The 19,845-nt window shown below is 66.5% G+C and carries 13 protein-coding genes, 2 tRNA genes and 2 pseudogenes; 8 read left to right on the top strand and 9 right to left on the bottom strand.

The window, feature by feature from the left end; translation table 11 throughout:
• Positions 1-336: 336 nt before the first annotated feature.
• The 4 genes from uvrA to WS91_RS23645 form a co-directional block, all read right to left on the bottom strand.
• Positions 337-6,276 (bottom strand): excinuclease ABC subunit UvrA, encoded by a 5,940-nt coding sequence (uvrA, locus tag WS91_RS23630; protein ID WP_059671152.1) that lies wholly within the window; start codon positions 6,274-6,276, stop codon positions 337-339.
• 446 nt (positions 6,277-6,722) lie between these two features.
• The gene (locus WS91_RS23635) at positions 6,723-7,535 is read right to left on the bottom strand and encodes a hypothetical protein (protein ID WP_059671153.1); all 813 of its coding nucleotides are present in this window, start codon (positions 7,533-7,535) and stop codon (positions 6,723-6,725) included.
• Between the two features lie 225 nt (positions 7,536-7,760).
• Positions 7,761-7,837, bottom strand: a tRNA-Arg gene (locus WS91_RS23640).
• Positions 7,838-8,003: 166 nt separating this feature from the next.
• Positions 8,004-8,834 (bottom strand): undecaprenyl-diphosphate phosphatase, encoded by an 831-nt coding sequence (locus WS91_RS23645; RefSeq protein WP_059671154.1) that lies wholly within the window; start codon positions 8,832-8,834, stop codon positions 8,004-8,006.
• A 542-nt stretch (positions 8,835-9,376) separates the two neighbouring features.
• Between WS91_RS23645 and WS91_RS23650 the strand changes: the two genes are divergently transcribed.
• Together WS91_RS23650 and WS91_RS23655 are read left to right on the top strand one after the other, a co-directional pair.
• On the top strand, positions 9,377-10,285 hold the full coding sequence (locus WS91_RS23650) for an aldose epimerase family protein (protein ID WP_038749839.1): 909 nt from the start codon (positions 9,377-9,379) through the stop codon (positions 10,283-10,285).
• Positions 10,286-10,542: 257 nt separating this feature from the next.
• Positions 10,543-11,244 carry a peptidoglycan DD-metalloendopeptidase family protein gene (locus WS91_RS23655; RefSeq protein ID WP_038749837.1) on the top strand — a complete coding sequence of 234 codons (702 nt, stop codon included), beginning with the start codon at positions 10,543-10,545 and terminating at the stop codon, positions 11,242-11,244.
• A gap of 265 nt (positions 11,245-11,509) precedes the next feature.
• On the opposite strand, the pseudogene WS91_RS37570 reads toward WS91_RS23655, so the two are convergent.
• A pseudogene (locus WS91_RS37570) lies at positions 11,510-11,611 on the bottom strand (heavy metal-associated domain protein); the annotation flags it as partial.
• Here WS91_RS37570 and WS91_RS23660 point away from each other — a divergent pair.
• From WS91_RS23660 to WS91_RS23675, 3 genes are all read left to right on the top strand, one after another.
• On the top strand, positions 11,600-13,225 hold the full coding sequence (locus WS91_RS23660; RefSeq protein WP_059671155.1) for an acyl-CoA synthetase: 1,626 nt from the start codon (positions 11,600-11,602) through the stop codon (positions 13,223-13,225). The pseudogene WS91_RS37570 and the gene WS91_RS23660 sit on opposite strands and share 12 nt — an antisense overlap.
• A 297-nt stretch (positions 13,226-13,522) precedes the next feature.
• Positions 13,523-13,843, top strand: coding sequence for a DUF2288 domain-containing protein (locus tag WS91_RS23670; RefSeq protein WP_038749828.1), 321 nt, complete (start codon positions 13,523-13,525; stop codon positions 13,841-13,843).
• A 7-nt stretch (positions 13,844-13,850) separates the two neighbouring features.
• Positions 13,851-15,245: an MATE family efflux transporter gene (locus WS91_RS23675; RefSeq protein ID WP_059580446.1), complete on the top strand. Its 1,395-nt coding sequence runs from the start codon at positions 13,851-13,853 to the stop codon at positions 15,243-15,245.
• Positions 15,246-15,455: 210 nt separating this feature from the next.
• Here WS91_RS23675 and WS91_RS23680 read toward each other — a convergent pair whose 3' ends face one another.
• Positions 15,456-15,647: a hypothetical protein gene (locus WS91_RS23680; RefSeq protein ID WP_038749822.1), complete on the bottom strand. Its 192-nt coding sequence runs from the start codon at positions 15,645-15,647 to the stop codon at positions 15,456-15,458.
• Positions 15,648-15,815: 168 nt separating this feature from the next.
• Here WS91_RS23680 and WS91_RS34355 point away from each other — a divergent pair, with 168 nt between their 5' ends.
• The gene (locus tag WS91_RS34355) at positions 15,816-15,986 is read left to right on the top strand and encodes a hypothetical protein (RefSeq protein ID WP_038749819.1); all 171 of its coding nucleotides are present in this window, start codon (positions 15,816-15,818) and stop codon (positions 15,984-15,986) included.
• A 350-nt stretch (positions 15,987-16,336) separates the two neighbouring features.
• Here the strand turns inward: WS91_RS34355 and WS91_RS23685 are convergent, their stop codons facing one another.
• Both WS91_RS23685 and sixA read right to left on the bottom strand, forming a co-directional pair.
• Positions 16,337-17,155: a GNAT family N-acetyltransferase gene (locus WS91_RS23685; protein WP_038749817.1), complete on the bottom strand. Its 819-nt coding sequence runs from the start codon at positions 17,153-17,155 to the stop codon at positions 16,337-16,339.
• A 150-nt stretch (positions 17,156-17,305) separates the two neighbouring features.
• The gene (gene sixA / locus WS91_RS23690) at positions 17,306-17,764 is read right to left on the bottom strand and encodes a phosphohistidine phosphatase SixA (RefSeq protein WP_038749814.1); all 459 of its coding nucleotides are present in this window, start codon (positions 17,762-17,764) and stop codon (positions 17,306-17,308) included.
• 165 nt (positions 17,765-17,929) lie between these two features.
• On the opposite strand from sixA, the gene WS91_RS23695 reads away from it, so the two are divergent.
• Both WS91_RS23695 and WS91_RS23700 read left to right on the top strand, forming a co-directional pair.
• Positions 17,930-18,006, top strand: a tRNA-Pro gene (locus WS91_RS23695).
• A 395-nt stretch (positions 18,007-18,401) separates the two neighbouring features.
• Positions 18,402-19,187, top strand: coding sequence for a glycosyltransferase family 25 protein (locus WS91_RS23700; protein WP_059580443.1), 786 nt, complete (start codon positions 18,402-18,404; stop codon positions 19,185-19,187).
• A 104-nt stretch (positions 19,188-19,291) separates the two neighbouring features.
• On the opposite strand, the pseudogene WS91_RS23705 reads toward WS91_RS23700, so the two are convergent.
• Positions 19,292-19,845, bottom strand: a pseudogene (locus WS91_RS23705) (hypothetical protein); the annotation flags it as partial.

Genomic DNA, 19,845 nt, shown 5'->3' on the forward strand with positions numbered 1-19,845 from the left:
CGGCTCGATTCTGATCAGTTCGGACTAGTTCGGCGCAGGTCGAATGCTCTGGTCTTTGCTCGCCGGATGGCGAGCGCGCCGGATACGGCGAAGTTGCGTCCCGTCCGTGCACGCATGCGCAACGGCCGCTCCGTCACGCCCCTGCCGCGCCGCATTTGGATGCCTCGCACGCGGGCGCGCGGCGGATACCGGCGCCCCGTCGCTCGAACCGCGGCCGCACGCGCACCGGCAAGCCGACGATGCGCGATCGCGCCGCGCGTGCATGAACGCCTCGGGCCTGCCGTGAAGCCTCGGCTTCCCACGCGGCGCCGGGGGCGTTCATCGGCAGCGCGCCGATCAACCGGCGCCCGCCTCCCCGCTTCGCACCGGCTCGCCCCGATCCGAGCCGCCGCGCGCCAGCACGGGTTCGAGCGCGCGCCCCGTATGACTCGCGCTCACCTGCACGAGCCCTTCCGGATGCGCCGCCGCCACGATCGCGCCGCCGCCCACGCCGCCCTCCGGGCCGAGGTCGATGATCCAGTCCGCCTCCGCGATCACATCGAGGTCGTGCTCGATCACGACGACGCTGTGCCCCGCGTCCACGAGCCGGTGCAGCACGCGGATCAGCTTCGCGACGTCCGCCATGTGCAGGCCCACGGTCGGCTCATCGAGCACATAGAGCGTATGCGGCGCCTTCTGGCCGCGCCGCGTGATGTCGTCGCGCACCTTGCTCAGTTCGGTGACGAGCTTGATGCGCTGCGCCTCGCCGCCGGACAAGGTCGGCGACGGCTGGCCGAGCGTCAGGTAGCCGAGGCCGACGTCCTTCATCAGTTGCAGCGGATGCGCGATGTTCGATATCGGCGCGAAGAACTCCACCGCCTCGTCGATCTCCATCGTCAGCACATCGCCGATGTTCCTGCCGCGCCACGTGACCGCGAGCGTCTCCGGATTGAAGCGCTGCCCGTGGCACACATCGCACGGCACCTTCACGTCGGGCAGGAAGCTCATGCCGATCGTGCGCACGCCTTGCCCTTCGCATGCCGGGCAACGCCCTTCGCCGGTATTGAACGAGAAACGCGACGCCGTGTAGCCGCGGGCGCGCGCCTCGAGCGTATCCGCGAACAGCTTGCGGATCGTGTCCCACACGCCGATGTAGGTCGCCGGGCACGAGCGCGGCGTCTTGCCGATCGGCGTCTGGTCCACTTCGAGCACGCGGTCGATATGTTCCCAGCCGCTGATCGCCTCGCAGCCCTGCCACGCGTGCATGACGTCGAACGACGGCCGCGGCGCGCTGCGCGCGAGCACGCTCGCGCGGCGCTTCGCCGCCTGCGCCGCCAGCGAACCGCCCTTTTCCGCACCCTTTTCCGCGCCCTGCTGCGCGGCCTTGCGCGCGCGGCGCGTGGCCGGCGACGACAGCACCGAGCGGCCCACCGCATCGAGCAGGTTCGTCATCAGCACATCGCGCGCGAGCGTCGACTTGCCCGAGCCGCTCACGCCCGTCACCGCGACGAGCCGCGCGAGCGGAATGCCGACCGTGACGTCGCGCAGGTTATGCAGCTTGCCGCGATGCACCGTCAGCCAGTTCTCGGGCACCGCCGCGCCGTTCTTCGCGCCCGGCGGGCTCACGCCGCGGCGCGGCTGCAGCGGATGCACGATCGGATGCGCGAGGAAGCGCCCCGTCAACGAATCGGCCTGCGCGGACAGGTCCGCGACCCCGCCCTGCGCGACCAGCGTGCCGCCGCGCTTGCCGGCGCCCGGGCCGACATCGATGATGTGATCGGCGCGGCGGATCGTGTCTTCGTCATGCTCGACGACGACGAGCGTATTGCCCTTGTCGCCGAGCTTGCGCAGCGCGTTCAGCAGGATCTGGTTGTCGCGCGGATGCAGGCCGATCGTCGGCTCGTCGAGCACGTAGCAGACGCCTTGCAGGTTGCTGCCCAGCTGCGCCGCGAGCCGGATGCGTTGCGCCTCGCCGCCCGACAGGCTCGGCGCGGCGCGATCGAGGCTCAGGTAGCCGAGCCCGACTTCCTCGAGAAACGCGAGACGGCTGCCGATCTCGCTGACGACGTCGCGCGCGATCTGCGCGTCGCGCCCGCCGAGTTGCAGGCCGTCGATCCAGCGGCGCGTATCCGACACCGTCCATTGCGCGACATCGACGATCGGATGGCCGTCGAACATCACCGCGCGCGCGGACGGATTCAGTCGCGTGCCGCCGCAATCCGCGCACGGCTCGTCGCCGACGCCTTCCGGTTCCTGCTCGTCGGACGGCAGCGTCTGCTCGCGGCCGCGGCCGTCTTCGGCGAACACCGTGTCGTCGTAGGCCGCGCGCTGCTCGCGCGTGAGCGCGACGCCGGTGCCCACGCAGGTCGTGCACCAGCCGTGCTTGCTGTTGTACGAGAACATCCGCGGGTCCAGCTCCGGGTAGCTCGTGCCGCACACCGGGCACGCGCGCTTGACCGACAGCACCTTGATCTCGCCGATCCGCGCGGTCGAATGATCGTTGGCCATCGCATGATGCAGGCCGTCGAGCGGCGCGAGCAGATGCATCACGCCCTTGCCGAGCTCGAGCGTCTCGGCGAGGCGCTGCCGCAACTCGGCCTCGCGGTCCGGCGACACGACGAGATCGGCCACCGGCAGCTCGATCGTATGCTCGCGGAAGCGATCGAGCTTCGGCCACGGGTCCACCTTCACGAACTCGCCGTCCACGCGCAGATGCGTGTTGCCGCGCGCCTTCGCCCACTTCGCGAGATCCGTGTACACGCCCTTGCGGTTGACGACGAGCGGCGCGAGCAGCCCGACATGCTCGCCGCGGTGATCGCGCAGCAACTGCGCGGCGATCGATTCGACGGTTTGCGAGCTGACCGGCGTGCCGTCGTGAATGCAATGCTGAAGGCCGAGCTTCACGTACAGCAGCCGCAGGAAGTGCCACACTTCGGACGTCGTCGCGACCGTGCTCTTGCGGCCGCCGCGCGACAGCCGCTGCTCGATCGCAACCGTCGGCGGAATGCCGTACACCGCATCGACTTCGGGGCGCCCCGCCGGCTGCACGATCGAGCGCGCGTACGCGTTCAGCGATTCGAGGTAGCGGCGCTGGCCCTCGTGAAAGAGGATGTCGAACGCGAGCGTCGACTTGCCCGAACCGGACACGCCGGTGATCACGTTGAACTTGCCGTGCGGAATGTCGACGTCGAGCGCCTTCAGGTTGTGCTCGCGCGCGTTGACGATCCGCACGACGTCCTCTCCCTCGACCGCGCGCCGCGCACGCGCCGCATTCAACGCAGCCTGCAGCGGCACGCCCTCGTCGGCGAGCCGCGCTTCGGCATCCATTGCGCGCTCGTAGTGCGTGAGCGCCGCGCCGGTATGCGATCCGGCGCAGGCCTTCACGTCGTCCGGCGCGCCCGCGCACAGCACGAAGCCGCCGCCGTCGCCGCCTTCCGGGCCGAGGTCGATCAGCCAGTCGGCCGCGCGGATCACGTCGAGATTGTGCTCGATCACGATCAGCGAATGGCCGCTTGCGAGCAGCTTGCCGAACGCCTGCATCAGCTTCGCGATGTCGTCGAAGTGCAGCCCCGTGGTCGGCTCGTCGAACATGAACAGCCGCGCTTGCGCGACGCGCGCCTCGCGCGTGACGACACGGCGCCCGCCGGCGGCCTTCGCCGATTCGGCGAGAAAGCCCGCGAGCTTCAAGCGCTGCGCCTCGCCGCCCGACAGCGTCGGTACCGGCTGGCCGAGCTTCACGTATTCGAGCCCGACGTCGACGATCGGCTGCAGCACGCGCAGCACCTCGGCGTCGGCGGCGAAGAACGCCGCGGCTTCGCTGACGGTCAGGTCCAGCACGTCGGCAATGCTGAGCGCGCGGCCGTCGCGCTCGATCCGCACTTCGAGGATCTCGGCGCGGTAGCGCTGCCCGTCGCAGTCCGGGCAGCGCAGATAGACGTCGCTCAGGAACTGCATCTCGATGTGCTCGAAGCCGGAGCCGCCGCACGTCGGGCAGCGGCCGTCGCCCGAGTTGAAGCTGAATGTGCCCGCGCCGTAGCCGCGCTGCAGCGCAAGCGGCGCCTTCGCGAACAGCTTGCGGATCTCGTCGAACGCGCCGACGTAGCTCGCCGGGTTCGAGCGTGTGGTCTTGCCGATCGGGGATTGATCGACGAACACGACGTCGCCCACCTGCTCCGCGCCCGTGAGGCGGCGGTACGCGCCCGGCGACTCGGTCGCGCGGCCCAGATGCCGCGCCATCGCCGGGTAGAGCACGTCCTGCAGCAGCGTCGATTTGCCGGAACCCGACACGCCCGTCACGCAGACGAGCCGCTGCAACGGAATCTCGACCGTGACGTCGCGCAGATTGTGCTCGCTCGCGCCCTCGAGCACGATGCGCGGCGTGTGCGCGTCCACCGGCCGGCGCGACCAGTGCGACGCATGCGCGACATGCTTGCGGCCGCCGAGATACTCGCCCGTCAGCGTGCGGGCCGAGCGGATGTCGCCGGGCGTGCCGTCGTAGACGATCGTGCCGCCGCGCTCGCCCGGGCCGGGCCCCATGTCGATCAGCCGGTCGGCCGCGAGCATCACCGACGGATCGTGCTCGACGACGACCAGCGTATTGCCCGCGTCGCGCAGGCGCTGCATCGCCTCGACGATCCGGTTCAGGTCGCGCGGATGCAGGCCGATGCTCGGCTCGTCGAGCACGAACAGCGTCTTCGTGAGCGAGGTGCCGAGCGCCGTCGTCAGGTTGATCCGCTGCACCTCGCCGCCCGACAGCGTGCGGCTCTGCCGGTCGAGCGTCAGGTAGCCCAGCCCGACGTCGCACAGATATTTCAGCCGCGTGCGCACCTCGGCGAGCAGCAGCTTCAGCGCGTCGTCGAGCAGCGCGCTCGGCAGGCCGATGTCGTCGAAGAAGCGGCGGATGCGCTCGATCGGCAACAGCATCAGGTCGTGCACCGTCAGGCCCGGCAGCGCTTCGAGCTGCGCGCGGCTCCAGTCGACGCCGCGCGGCATGAAGCGGCCGGCCGGCGCGAGCGCCTCATCGGCGTTCGCTTTCGTGCCGAGCCGCCACAACAGCGACTCCGTCTTCAGGCGCGCGCCGCCGCACACCTCGCACGGCGTGTAGCTGCGGTATTTCGACAGCAGCACGCGGATATGCATCTTGTACGCTTTCGATTCGAGATAGCCGAAGAAGCGCTTCACGCCGTACCACTGGCTCTGCCACTTGCCGTTCCAGTCCGGCGAGCCGTTGATGACCCAGTCGCGCTCGGCGTCCGACAGTTCGGCCCACGGCACGTCGCGCCGGATGTCGGCCTTCGCCGCATAGCGCATCAGGTCGTCCTGGCATTCCTTCCATGCAGGCGTCTGCATCGGCTTGATCGCGCCGCCGCGCAGCGTCTTGCGCGCGTCGGGAATCACGAGGCCGAGATCGACGCCGATCACGCGGCCGAAGCCGCGGCAGGTTTCGCACGCGCCGTACGCCGAGTTGAACGAGAACAGCGCGGGCTGCGGGTCCGCATAGCGCAGATCGCTGTCCGGGTGATGCAGCCCGGTGGAGAAACGCCACACCTGGGGCTCTTCTGTTGCGTCGCCCGGGTTTTCCGGCGCCTGCGCGAGCACGTAGACATTCACCCGCCCGCCGCCGCGCTTCAACGACGCCTCGATCGCCTCGACCGCGCGCACCTTGTCGACCTGATGCAGACGGAAGCGGTCGGCCACCACGTCGAGCACCTTGCGCGGCCCGGTGGGCGACGCCACTTCGCGTCGCGCCTGCACCCGCGTATAGCCGCTCGCCGACAGCCACTGCTCGACTTCCTCATCGGTCGCGGTTTCCGGCAGCTCGACCGGAAACGTGACCGCGAGCCGCGGATCGTGATCCGCCGTGCGCGCGAAGAGCTCCGCGTAGATCGTCTCCGGCGAGTCGTGCCGCACCGGCTGCGCGGTCATGCGGTCGAACAGTTCCGCCGCGCGTGCGTACAAGAGCTTCAGGTGGTCGTTGAGCTCGGTCATCGTGCCGACGGTCGAGCGCGAACTGCGCACCGGATTGGTCTGGTCGATCGCGATCGCGGGCGGCACGCCGTCGACGCGGTCCACCTGCGGCCGGTCCATCCGGTCGAGAAACTGCCGCGCGTACGCGCTGAACGTCTCGACGTAGCGCCGCTGGCCTTCCGCGTAAAGGGTATCGAACACGAGACTCGATTTGCCCGAGCCCGACGGGCCGGTGACGACCGTCATTTCGCCGGTGCGCAGATCGAGATCGAGATTCTTGAGATTGTGCTGACGTGCTCCGCGAATGCGGATCAGATTGCTGGATGACAATTTGTCTGCCCGTCTGAATGTGTTAGCCAGGGATTCGCTGCGCCGGAAGGCTGCGGGACGCTCGCAGGCGCGGCGCCCGCGCCACGATGCGGACGCCGGCGCGGCTCAATCGCGATGAGTACTATACTGTATGTTTATACAGCTTTCCATGACTATCTTGGATTTGCGGCGGACGGGGCGGCGCTTTGGTGGTTTGGGGCGGACGGAGGCATCAGCATATCGCGCTGGCCTTCATGTTTCCGCTTGACTTCTCGCCCCCGTTGGCACGCGCGGTGCCGATCCCGGCCTGCACGTTCTGCGAGCCTTCGAGAGGCGGAAAAGCTCTTGAACAATGCTCTTCTTATCTGCGAAAACCAAGGTACGGCAATCGACGAAGTCCTGTGGAACATCAAATTGGAAGGCCAATAGGCCGTATGTCTAGTCGCATCGAATGCACGTTCCTGCATTCATCCGGCATTCCCCGCAGACAAGCGGCGAGCTCGAACGGCACCTGTGCATGCTGGAAGATGCGCGCCGCGACACGAATGAACCTCAGCGAAATGTGGCTCGACCGGCGGGAGGCGGTAATACACCCCGTTACCGAACTTGAATTGATCGCGGTGTGCCCGCAGTTGGTCGCTGTCCGACTCAAAGAGAGTAAACCTGAACGACCGGCTTAAATCAGCTTTGGGGACGTTCGTCCCAATGCGGAGAGTGACTTCGTACTCACCCGCCATCCAGAAGAAGTCCGCATCGAACAGTGCAAGCAGCGGTTGTACCAGCGGCAGGTCCGCCTCTATGTCTGGATGGTCTTTCGGGAGGCCGACGCGCTTAGTCAAGATGTTGTCTTTCATCGCCTTAGCGGCCCTACTGAACGCCTGCTTTGCTTCTCGCGTCGCGATTCGGACGAAATTCACGCCATGCCCCCATTCCTCGCGTGGCTGGAGGCGAAACGGCGTGAACAGCGTGGGCTTCTGGTCGGACAATTTCTCGAAATACCCGCGTGCCACAAGTTCTCTTCGCTCTTGCCCGCGTGCCACTGCAAGAGTGATCTTCTGAATTCGGATCTCTCTTCCCCCAGTGTTAGTGATCGAAAGACGCCACTGCGCATACGGCGAGCCAACTTCCTCGTCCAGAACAATTCTGTCGAAGCACTCGACATCGAGCTTAGCGCGCTTAAACCAAAGTCGAACTGGAGGCAGTTGTGTAAGCAATAAGGCGATGAACGCCACCGCGAATTGCCAAAATCTGATGTCGCTGTAGAAGTGTTGATCGCTCACGGCTATCTTTTCTTCGAGAACTGACCGATGCTGCCGTGAATGATACCGCGCGGGCAGTCAACGCACAGGACGCGCCGAATCTTCATCAAATTTTGGCCCGGCAGTCTAAGCGAAGCGCGAGCCGGAAGGTAGGATCTCGCCACAATGAGAATGCATCAGACATGTATCCAATCTTAACCACGTGGTTAAGGCGAGATTGTAAGCAGTTGAATAACCGAAGAATTCTGGCCCGCCCTACACGATTCGAACGTGTGACCTACGGCTTAGAAGGCCGTTGCTCTATCCGACTGAGCTAAGGGCGGTCGCGGAGGAGGAAGATGGCGGCAAGCGCCGCGCATTTGACGCTGCGGGAGGCTGCCGGACGCCGCCGGCAACTGCAAAAAAAATCCCGCAACGATCCCGGCAAAAACCGAGCCGGCAATTATACCCGATCGCTTCGTGGAAGCGATCGAAAACGCCAATCGCGCATCAAACCGGCTGCGTGTGGAACATGAACCAGCCGAGGCAGAGCAGGCCCGCGAGCACGCAGTACAAGCCGAACGACGCGAGCCGCCCGCGCCCTTCGAAGTAGCGCATCAGGAAACGCACGCTCAGATACGCGGCAATCGCGGTCAGCACGCCGCCCAGCAGCGCGTCGGTGAGTTGATCGGGCGCATGAAAGAGCTTCGGCAGTTCGAGCAGCCCCGCCGCGAAGATGATCGGCGTGCCGAGCAGGAACGAGAATTCCGCCGCCTTCTCCGCCGTGAGCCCCGCCGCGTTGCCGGCGATCATCGTCAGGCCGCTGCGCGAGAAGCCCGGGATCAGCGCGCCGACCTGCGCGAGACCGACGAAAAACGCCTGCTTGAACGTCAGCTTTTCGGGCGGTTGATGCGCGCGCGCGCGCTGGATGCGATCGCCGAGCCACAGCAGGATGCCGTTGACGATCAGCGCGATCGCGACGATGCGCAAGTCGTGGAACACCCGCTCGATGCGTTTTTCGAGCAGCAGCCCGACGAGCCCCGCCGGAATGGTGCCGATGATGAGCGCCCACATCAAATGGCCCTCGTCGTTCTTGCGCCCGTTCAGCGACGCGAAGAAGCCGGCGATCAGCGCGATCCAGCGCTCGCGGAAGTACCACAGCAGCGCGAACGCGGTGCCGAGGTGCAGCGCGACGAGGAACGGCAGCAATTGCGGCGCATGCTTGTCGATGTGCATGCCGAAAAGCGCGGGGACGAGGAGCGTATGCCCCAGACTGCTGACGGGAAAGAGTTCGGTGACGCCCTGCAGGACGCTCAGAAATACCAGAAACCAGAGGCTCACGCGTCGGTCCTTTTGTCGGAGAGGGTTAAGCGAGGAGAACAGACGGAAACGGCGTCATGCGGATCGCCGCGCCGCCCGAAAAACCGCGCCCCGATTATGCCGAGCGAGCGTGACCGCGCCAAGGCGTTTGGCGCGAATCGGGCATCTGGCTAACAGCCAGATACATCTTTAATTCAATTGAAAGCTTGAGCGAAAGCGAGTTGCCGCGCGTCGCGACAATGCTTCCCGGACGACAGGCGGCGAATCAGCGGCCGACCTTGTAGAAGAACAGCACGGTGCTGCCGGTGAACATGCCGAACAGCGTAAGGGCCATCGCAGTTGCCAGATCCATGTTCGCTCCTTGTTAGATACAGATCCGGCGCTAAAAAAATGACCGGTCCGCGTCATTGTCCTTACAGCTTGCCATTTTTGACATTCTCGGTTTCCCGCATGCGCGCTTTCCCGTAGCCGCCGTCATCTGCCGCACCGACGCGCCGCCCCGGCCCGCGGCGATTCCGCTATCCTTGGCGGCCCTACCCCAGAGAACGCCGACGGCTGCCATCATGCCTTCTTTTCAGAACCAGGACATCCTCGAACTCACCGCCGGCGCGTCGCTCGCGCGCGTCGCGCCCCAAGCGGGCGGTCGGCTGCTGTCATGGAGTATCGGCGGCGCGAGCATCGTCTTCTGGCCGCAAGCCGCAGACTGGTCCAATCCGGCGAAGATCCGCGGCGGCAATCCGCTGTTGTTCCCGTTTCTCGGCCGTCACCGGGTCGACGGACGAATCGGCTTCTGGCGCGACGGCGCGGGCGTCGTCCGTGAACTGCCGATGCACGGCTTCGCGCGCGATCTGCCGTTCGACGCGCAAACGGACGCCGACGGCCAAGGCGTCACGCTGACGCTCGAAAGCAGCGATCGCACGCGCGCCGGCTTCCCGTTCGAATTCCGCTTCGCCGCACGCTACCGGCTCGTCGACGAGCGCACGCTCGACGTCGAGCTGACCACGACCAATCTCGGCGACGCGCCGCTGCCGCACTATGCCGGCCATCATTTCTATTTCGCGCTGCCGCACGCCGAGCGCGCGTCGACCGTGCTCGAGCTGCCGCCGACGCAACGCCGCCGCCAACTGGACGACGGCTCGATCGGCGCGCCCGAGGCGGGCCTGCCCCGCTACACGCTCGACGACGCGAGCATTCTCGATCGCTTCCACTGCCTGGGCGGCGTCCCCGCCGAGCCGGTGCGCGTGCTGATGGCCGGCCGCGGGCATGCGGTCGAGATCGACCTGAACCGCCCGGGCTCGGCGCCGTGGTATGCGGTGACGACGTGGACCGAGGCGCCCGGATCGGATTTCTACTGCGTCGAGCCGTGGCTCGGGCTGCCGGACGCGATTCACAACGGCCTCGGCCTGCGCCACGTCGCGCCGGGCGCGACCGAAACCGCTGCGCTGCGCATTCGCGTGACGCCGCTCGCGTAACGGTTTCGGTCGCGCACACCCCGCCATACCCCGCCCGACATCGCGCGGCAGCCCGCTCCAAGCGGCTGCCGCGCCGGCCCGCTCGGGCCCCCGCTCGGGCCCCCGCTCGGCCCCCGCTCGCGCCTTCCGAGCGCCTTCCGAGCACCCGCTTTCGCCGCCCTGCCGCCCCGAAACGGCGGGCTCGCCGCCGAACCCGTTAAAATCAGACGTTTTTGTACCCACCGCCGCGCCGTCGCGGCGGTGCCCTGCGAGGTTCAATGTTGCTGAAAACAACGAGACGGCTCGTCGTCGCATCGCTTGCCGCACTGCTCGCCGCCTGCGGCTCGGCGCCCGTCGGCCCCGGCTTCTACCGGGTCGAGCGCGGCGACACGCTCTCCAAGATCGCGCGCGCGAACCGCCAGCCGGTCGCGAACATCGTTCGCTGGAACCAGATCACCAATCCCGACGCCATCGAAGTCGGCCAGGTGCTGCGCGTCGCGCCGCCGCCCGGCGCCGCATCGTCGTCGGGCGCGACGAGCGCGTCGCGCAGCCCGAGCCGCCCGGCGCCGTCGTCGCCCGCCACGTCGTCGGCTCCGTCCGTGAAGCCCGCGTCGAACATCTCGCTCGTGTGGCCCGCCGCCGGCAACGTGATTCGCTCGTTCGACGGCTCGAAGTCCAAGGGCGTCGACATCGCGAACACGGCGGGCACGCCCATCGTCGCGGCGGCGGCCGGCACGGTCGTCTATGCAGGCAACGGCCTGCGCGGCTACGGCAACCTGCTGATCGTCAAGCACAACGCCGATTTCCTGACGACGTACGCGCACAACCGCGCGCTGCTCGTGAAGGAAGGCCAAACGGTTGCGCAAGGGCAGAAAATCGCGGAGATGGGCGATACCGACAACGACCGCGTCTCGCTGCACTTCGAGCTGCGCTACGGCGGCCGCTCGATCGATCCGTCACGCTACCTGCCGTCGCGCTGACACGGCGCGACGCTTCGCGCACGGCGCAGCGCGTCGTGCGCATTCCGGCGTGAGCCGGGCGATCGGATCAAGAGAACGATCAGCGTTTGCGCAGCCGGCCGTGCAGACGGCCGGACACCGGATCGACGTGGCGCGCGAACGCCACCAGCGCGCCGATCCCTATCACGCTGAGCCCCGTAGCTATCAGAAACAGGTCCATGGTCGTATCTATCGTTGGTGAAACGATCATACGCAGCATTTGTAGTTTGCGCATGACCGTGCTTTCTAGGATCGACCCTAACGAGCGAGCGTAGGCCCGGCGATTCGGTGTACTGTGCGTCGAAACGGCACACGAAAAAACGACCGGAGACGCCCGATGCTGCCCCATGCCGCCAGTTACGCCGAGCTCGTCGACCGCTTCGCATGGCGCATTCCAGCGCGCTACAACATCGGCGTCGACGCTTGCGACAAGTGGGCCGACGGCAGCGGCCGCGTCGCGCTGATTCACGAGCATGCGGACGGCGGCGTCGCGCGCTACACGTTCGACGACCTGAGGAGCGGCTCTAATCGGCTCGCGAACAGCTTTGCGCGCGCGGGCGTGAAGCGCGGCGACCGGATCGGCATCCTGCTCGCGCAAGGCCCGGAAACCGCGATCGCCCACCTGGCCGCGTACAAGCTCGGCGCGATCGCGGTGCCGCTCTTCACGCTGTTCGGCGCGGACGCGCTCGAATACCGCCTCGGCGACAGCGGCGCGGCCGCGCTCGTCACCGATCGCGCGGGCTACGAGAAGATCGCACCGCTGCACGCGTCGCTGCCGTCGCTCGCGACGATCTACTGCATCGACGGCGCGCCCGATCTCGCCGAGCCCGGCGTGCTCGCATTCGATGCGGCGCTCGCGGCCGAGTCGGACAAGTTCGCGCCCGCGGACACGTCGGCCGACGATCCGGCGCTCATCATCTACACGTCCGGCACGACGGGCAAACCGAAAGGCGCGCTGCACGCGCACCGGGCGCTGCTCGGCCATCTGCCGGGCGTCGAGATGTCGCAGAACCTGTTTCCCGCGCATGCGCGCCTGTTCTGGACGCCCGCCGACTGGGCGTGGATCGGCGGGCTCCTCGACGTGCTGCTGCCGTCCCTGCATCACGGCGTGCCGGTGCTCGCGCGCCGCTTCGAGAAGTTCGACGGCGCGGCCGCGTTCGAGCTGCTCGCGCGGCACGGCGTCACGCACGCATTCCTGCCGCCGACCGCATTGAAGCTGATGCGCGCCGCCGTCGCGCAGCCTAGCGAACGCTACGCGCTCGCCCTCGAATCGGTCGCGAGCGGCGGCGAATCGCTCGGCGCGGAACTCGTCGCTTGGGGCCGCGACGCGTTCGGCGTGACGATCAACGAGTTCTACGGACAGACCGAATGCAACGTCGTGCTGTCGTCGTGCAGCACGCTCTTCGAGCCGCGCACGGGCACGATCGGCAAGGCCGTGCCCGGGCATCGCGTCGCGATCGTCGACGATGCCGGCAACGCGCTGCCGCCCGGCGTCGAAGGCAACATCGGCGTTCGCGCGCCCGATCCGGTGATGTTCATCGGCTACTGGCGCAAGCCCGACGCGACGCGCGAAAAATTCGTCGGCGACTATCTGCTGACGGGCGACGTCGGGCTCGCCGATGCCGACGGCTTCGTCCGCTTCGTCGGCCGCAACGACGACGTGATCACGAGCGCCGGCTACCGGATCGGCCCGGCTCCCATCGAGGATTGCCTGCTCAAGCACCCGGCGGTGCGGATGGCGGCCGTCGTCGGCGTGCCGGACGCGACCCGCACCGAGATCGTCAAGGCGTTCGTCGTGCTGAACACGGGCCACCAAGCGAACGACGCGCTCGCGCGCGAGTTGCAAGAGCATGTGAAAACGCGACTCGCCGCCCATGAATATCCGCGTGCAGTTGCGTTCGTCGACAGCTTGCCGATGACCGCGACGGGCAAGATCATCCGCCGCGCGCTGCGCGATACGTGACGTGTGCGACGTGCGTGACGTGTGCGACGCGCGTCGCGCTCGCCGCATGGGCGCCGTATGTCGAGCGGCGCGCCGCGCGCGAGCGACGAGCACCGCGCGCCGAAACCGCCGCAAAATCCGCACCGAAAGAACCGCGAGACAGCGCCGGCGCACGCAGCTCGAGCGCCTTGACCTGCATGCGTACGGCGCCATCCTCCCACGCCGCCGTCCGTCGCGAAACTCGTCCGAACGGCCGAGTCTCGCGGGCCGCGCGAATGGTTTATAGTGGCGCTCACCGTAGTTCAGTCACCCCATTCCATGTCTTCGAACACCCCTTCCTCCGACTCGCAGCACAGCCCGCTCTATCTGAAGCTTCTCGGCGAAACCGCCAAGATCGATTGGTGCGATCTCGAGCGCTTTTTCGCGCAAGGCAAGCTGCTGTCGGTCGCGCGCGATCTCGACCTCGTGAGCGTGGCCGAGGCGATCGCCGGCGACGACAAGGAGCAGGTCACGCGCTGGCTGTCCGCGGGCCATGTCGAGCGGATGCAGGCCGGCACCGCGCAGGATTACGCGACGCGCGATCCCGAGCTGTGGGCGGTGGTCGTGTCGCCGTGGGTGTGCGTGCAGGAACGCACGTAACGCCGCGATGTCCGCCTCCTCCGCTTCCGCGCACTCGGACGAAGACCCCGAGCCGCGCTCCACCGCGAACTGGCACCGCCGCGTGCTCGGTCTCGCGCTGCCGATCATCGCCGCGAACCTCACGCAGCCGATTCTCGGCGCGGTCGACACCGCCGTCGCCGGCCATCTGAGCGGCCCGCAATATCTCGGCGGCGTCGCGCTCGGCGGTCTCTTCTTCAACTTCGTGTACTGGGGCTTCGGCTTCCTGAGGATGGGAACGACGGGGCTCGTCGCACAGGCGTTCGGCGCGAACGATCTTGCCGGCATCCGCATCAACGTGATGCGCGCATTGCTGCTTGCATTCGCGCTCGGCGCAGCGGTGCTCGCGCTGCGGACGCCGCTCGTCGGCCTCGCGTTCGCCGCGCTGGGCGGCAGCGATGCGGTGCGCGCGACCGCGCTCGATTACACGCATGCGCGCATCTGGGCCGCCCCGTTCGCGCTCGCGAACTACGTCGTGCTGGGTTATCTGCTCGGCGTGCAGCGCGTGCGTCTCGCGCTCGCGATCCAGGTGTTCGTCAACGTCGTCAACATCGGCGCGGTGCTGCTGTACGTGTATCACTTCGACTGGGGCGTCGCGGGCATCGGTGCCGCCACCGCGACGGCGGACATCGCGGGCTTCGCGCTCAGCGCGCTGCTGCTTCGCTGGCTGAGCCCGCGCGGCCTGCCGAAGATCGGGCGCGCCGAGCTCTTCGATCGCGCGGCGCTTGCACGCCTCGTCGCGCTCAATCGCGACATCTTCATCCGTACGCTGTGCCTGCTGTCGGCGTTCGGCTGGTTCGCGCATCTCGGCGCGCGGCAAGGCGACGCGACGCTCGCCGCGAACGCGCTCCTCCTCAATTTCCAGACCTTCATGGCATATGCGCTCGACGGCTTCGCGCATGCGGCCGAAGCGCTCGTCGGCGCGGCGGCGGGCGCGCGCAACCGCGATACATTCCGGCAGGCGCTGCGCGCGACGTTCTTCTGGGCGGGAATCGGCGCGCTCGCGTTCGCGCTCGTCTACTGGGGCGCGGGCGGTTGGATCGTCGCGCAGCTCACCGATCAATCGTCGATTCGCAGCGTCGCCGAGCGCTATCTCCCATGGGCTGCGCTCTCGCCCGTGATCTCGGTCTGGGGTTTCATGCTCGACGGCGTGTTCATCGGCGCGACGCATACGCGGGCGCTGATGCGTGCGATGGCGGCATCGTTCGCGCTGTTCGTCGCCGCGACGTTCGCGCTCGTCGGCCCGTTCGGCAATCACGGGCTCTGGGCCGCGCTGCTCGTGTTCATGGCGGCGCGCGGCGCGACGCTCGCGCGCCACCTGCCCGGGCTCGAACGAGCAGTCGCGGCAGACGCGCCATCGGCGGCGGTGCGCGCCGCAAGCTAACGCGCGCCTCGCGCCGGCTGCGGCGACGGGCCGCGCCGTACCGCGCCGGATGTCGATGAATGTCGTGTTGCCGGCGGCGCGCATGCATCGCCGGGCGAAGCATGCCGTACGGCGGCGGCGCGGATATGAGCGCCATACCATCGCCCGCTTCGCCGCGAGCGAGCGTGCCGAGCACAGTCCGTTCGCGGCTGACCGAGGCGTTCGTCGAAGCTATTTCGCGGGTGCAGCGGGCGCGCCGCTCGCACCGGGTTCGCCTAGCATCGACGGCGGCGTCATGTCGGTCGGCACGCCCTGATAATCGGGCGGATCTTGCGGCGGCGTGCCACGGCGGCCCTGCCGCGGATCGCTCGCGCAACCGGCAAGCATGGCCGCCACGAGCGCGGCAATGACGATACGGGTCATGAATTTCCTCGGAACGAATGGACGATTGCGCCCCGGTTTCCGCCGGATGGCGCCCGGCGAGTCTACTGGAAATCGGCGCCCGACGACGACCCCGCGCTCCTTCGCGTCCGCGCCCGCATGTCCTACTATGTAGACGTGGCGCTATGCCGGTTTAAAAGGAGGGCTGCCATGGATGCCGAATCGATTGCGGGCCTGATTGGCCTAGGTATCGGGTTGCTGGTGCTCGTCAGTTTGTCGGTGTACGAATCGCGCGAATACAAGCGTACGCACAACGGCGAAGGCATGATCCATCACTGGATGGCCGAGCATCACCTGCTCGACTGGCGGCGCAAGCACTGACGCTCCGCCACTTCTCTTCCACCGTCTCATGCACGACGAACGCGACGCCGCGCGCCGACGTGCGCGGCGCGCTTGCGTCTAGCGCGGGCGGCGCCTGTTCGGAGTCACCACGAATGCCCACTCGCGGCGAGCAGGAGGGGCGCTGTTTGCGCACCGGAATGCGCGCGATCGCAGCGCATCCCGCATCTCGCATCCCGCATCACACGTCGCACGTCGACCTCGACCGCAACACGGCGACACGACACCGCCCACCGTTTCGATTCGCCGAACGACCGCAGATAAAGCAACGGCACGGCGATGCATGCGCCGTGCCGTCGTTCACGCCCGGATTCGGATCGAGCCGGGTGGCGTCACCGCGGCAGCGGATCGCTCAGGAAATGGCGCGCGTAGCGTGCGTTGATGTCCGACAGGCGGAACAGCGTCAGGAAGTCCGCGCAATTGAAATCCGGGTCCCACGCGGGCGCGCCGCAGATCTTCGCGCCGAGCCGCAGATAGCCCTTGATGAGCGGCGGCGGAGCGACCTTCGCGCCCGTCCGCAGATCGTCGACGGGCAGCGGCGTGTGCGGAAACGCGCGGTACTCGGGCGCCGTCAGCGCATCGCCGAGCGACTGATAGAGATTCGCCGCGTAGTGGCCGCCGTCGGCCATCGACACGCTCGCGCAGCCGAGCATCGTCTCGTAGCCGTTTTGCAGCATGTAGGTGCCGAGGCCGCCCCAGAGCGCCATGATGACGGCGCCGCTGCGATAGTCTCGATGCACGCACGAGCGGCCGACCTCGACCATCTTAGAGCGCAGGTGCGTGAGACGCGACAGGTCGAACTCGCCCTCCGCGTACAGGCGGCCGACACGCGCGGCCTGATGCGGAGGCAGCACGCGATAGGTGCCGACGACCTTGAGCGTGTCGAGATCGCGCACGAGCAGGTGATCGCAGTATGGATCGAACGGATCGACGTCGAGGCCCGCCGGGCCGCTCACGTGCGCGCCCATTTCGTCGGCGAACACACTGTGGCGCAGACGCTGCGCTTCGCGCAGTTCGTCTTCGGTGCGCGCCCAGGCGGCGCGCAGGCGGAATTCGGCGGTGACCGTTTCGGACGCGCGTGGCAAACGGCGGCGCGGTTGCTCAAGAGATAGCGAGGCAAATGGAAGCGTGGGCGTCGGCAGTTCTCGCATTAGGCATTCCTGGTCGTAAGGAAGGAGACGACATGCCCGCCAATGTAGTAACCGGCCGTGACGCTTACGTGGCAAAACGGTGTCCATTCGGTGACGTGTCGCCGATTTGACTTTAGCAGAAAGCGGAAAATGGCGTTTGATTGCGGCCAATCAGACTAGATCGGCCGAAATGGCCGCACGCAGCACGGTCTGCCCGTTGCCCTCGCGGGCGCGGCTCACAAACCACAGCAGACCGCCCTTCTTGAGGCTCCAGCTTTCGTCCGAACCAGCGAGCAAATACGCGGCGACACTGCCGAGCGTCGGCTGATGGCCGACGACGACGACCGTCGACGCGATCCCGTCCGGCCAACCGGCCGCCGCGAGCACGTCGCCGACGTCGCAGCCGGGCGCGAGTTCGTCCGCGGTCCGATAGTGGTCGGTCAACGTCTCGGCCGTCTGCACGGTGCGCGCGGCCGGACTCGCGAGTACCACCGCGTGACGCTCGATGCGCGCGCGCAGCCATTTCGCGACGGCCTGCGCGTCCTTGCGGCCGCGCGCGGTCAACTGGCGCGCGAGATCGGTGCTCGCGTAGTCTTCGGCTTCGGCATGCCGCCAGAGAATGAGGTTCATCACGAGACGTCTCCAGGATGATGGAAGCCGCATGCCGCGGCTTCGCGGCGCGGCATGCGCGATGTCGCGACATCCGTCATTCTTGCGCAGTCTATGCGCGCGCGTAAGCGATTGCACGCGGAGATTGACCCGATTTGTACAAGAGCGATACAATCATCGATTCGTCGGAGCGTAGCGCAGCCTGGTAGCGCATCTGATTTGGGATCAGAGGGTCGTAGGTTCGAATCCTATCGCTCCGACCAGCAACATCAAGGGGTGACGGCTAATCGCCGTCACCCCTTTTTCCATTTCCGGTTCGCGCACTCGACATTGCCGTCAACGGGCGCGGACTTGGTTGGAATCCGTGAATTGCGAAGCAAGAATGTAACGTCGCGCGCGATTTGTCACCGTTTAGCGATATGTTTGTCACTGCCTGATCTGCCGCTTTTGCGCCGGATTTGTCACGGTGAATGCACATGGCACCGTGCGAGGGACGCACGTCCCGATTGCCGCCCACTGCACCGAAAAATGGACGCTGGCAGCTTCACCTCAGCCCGCCCGGCGAGGCGTCGGCGCAAGGTTCCGCTATACTCTCGAAACATTTCCGTAAGAACAAAGTAATGCGCGTGTCGCGCATGCCAAAAAATCGAGGGAAGAAGTGGAACGGGGTATCTCGTATGTCTGCATCTCGCTTACCCGTGCGCAAGACCGGCGCACCAAGATGGTGGAGCAGTTTGCCAATCACGGCATTAATGCACGGTTCTTCGATGCATTTGACCTGAAGGGAGCTGTCGAAGCCATACCGGGTTACGACGCAGCCGGTCGCCAGCGGCGCTATGGCTGGCAGCTCTCTCGCGGGGAGGTCGGTTGCTACCTTAGCCATCGTGCGGCGTGGCTCCAACTAGTGCAATCCGGCAAGGAAGCAATGTGCGTCATGGAAGACGACATCACGCTGCTCGACGGGTTCAAAGCCGCTACGCTCGAACTCTACGACGCTCGCCAGCATTGGGATATGGTGCGGCTGATGTGGATCAACGAGCGTCAGCAATCCGAGTATGCGCGTCTTCCGAGCGGGACCAGATTGATGTGGATGGAAAACCCGGTGGGCTTGCAGTGCTACATGATCACGCGAACCGCCGCGCAACGCATGCTGGACTACACAGCGAAAATTACGCATGCGATTGATATCGCGTTCGATCGCAACTGGGAGCACGGGCAACGGATGTATGTCACGTCTCCGCAGTTCGTAGCAGACACCGGCGCGCCGACGACGATCACTGACAGGCCTGATAGTCGAACGCTCATGCAGCGATTGAAAGCCAAGTATTACCGTAAGGTCGAGCGGCGCACATCACGCTGCTTCAACGACGAGCATCGGCCAAAGCGCCCGATTCAAATCGAAATCGCGCCTGCCAACGTCGAGGCAACGCCGACGCTTGCGTGAAGCATAGCTCGGCGGCGGGCGCGAACGCAAAGCGCCTGCCAATAAGCCGTCGACCTTTCCCGCCAGCTCGTCGAATGATTGCCGTCCAGCCGCTCGCGATCGAGTCAGAACAAACCGCCTGTCAGCGTTCCGGGTTCCCAGTTCGTAATCACAAGCTCGCGGCTCTTTGAAGCACCGCCAGTTGCGTTGTTCAAACTGTACTTGATTGACAGCCCGAGCATCGGAAAACCATCGAACGCTCGACGAATGTCGGGATGATCGTTGATGCTCACCATCACCTTGCCTTTACAGGCGCGCATCATAGCCGCCATCCGTTCGTATTCTTCGAACGGGAACGGAACGCCATATCCCTCGGTCTGCCAGTACGGCGGATCACAATAGAAGAACGTGTGCGGCCGATCATACCGGTCCATGCATTCGTACCACGGCAGGTTTTCGACGTGTGCGCTGGCCAACCGCAGATGTGCGGCTGACAGACTCTCTTCGATCCGTAGCAGGTTGACCGATGGTGCGGTCGTAGCGGTGCCGAACGTCTGCCCTTGAACTTTGCCGCCGAAGGCATGGTGCTGCAGGTAGTAAAACGTAAGCGCCTCACGGCGACCGTCGTAGACGAGGGCGAGAAGCGACATCAAAGTGGTGCCCATCATTTTCGATTTGA

Source organism: Burkholderia sp. MSMB1498, assembly GCF_001526245.1.
In the GTDB taxonomy this organism is placed as follows: domain Bacteria; phylum Pseudomonadota; class Gammaproteobacteria; order Burkholderiales; family Burkholderiaceae; genus Burkholderia; species Burkholderia savannae.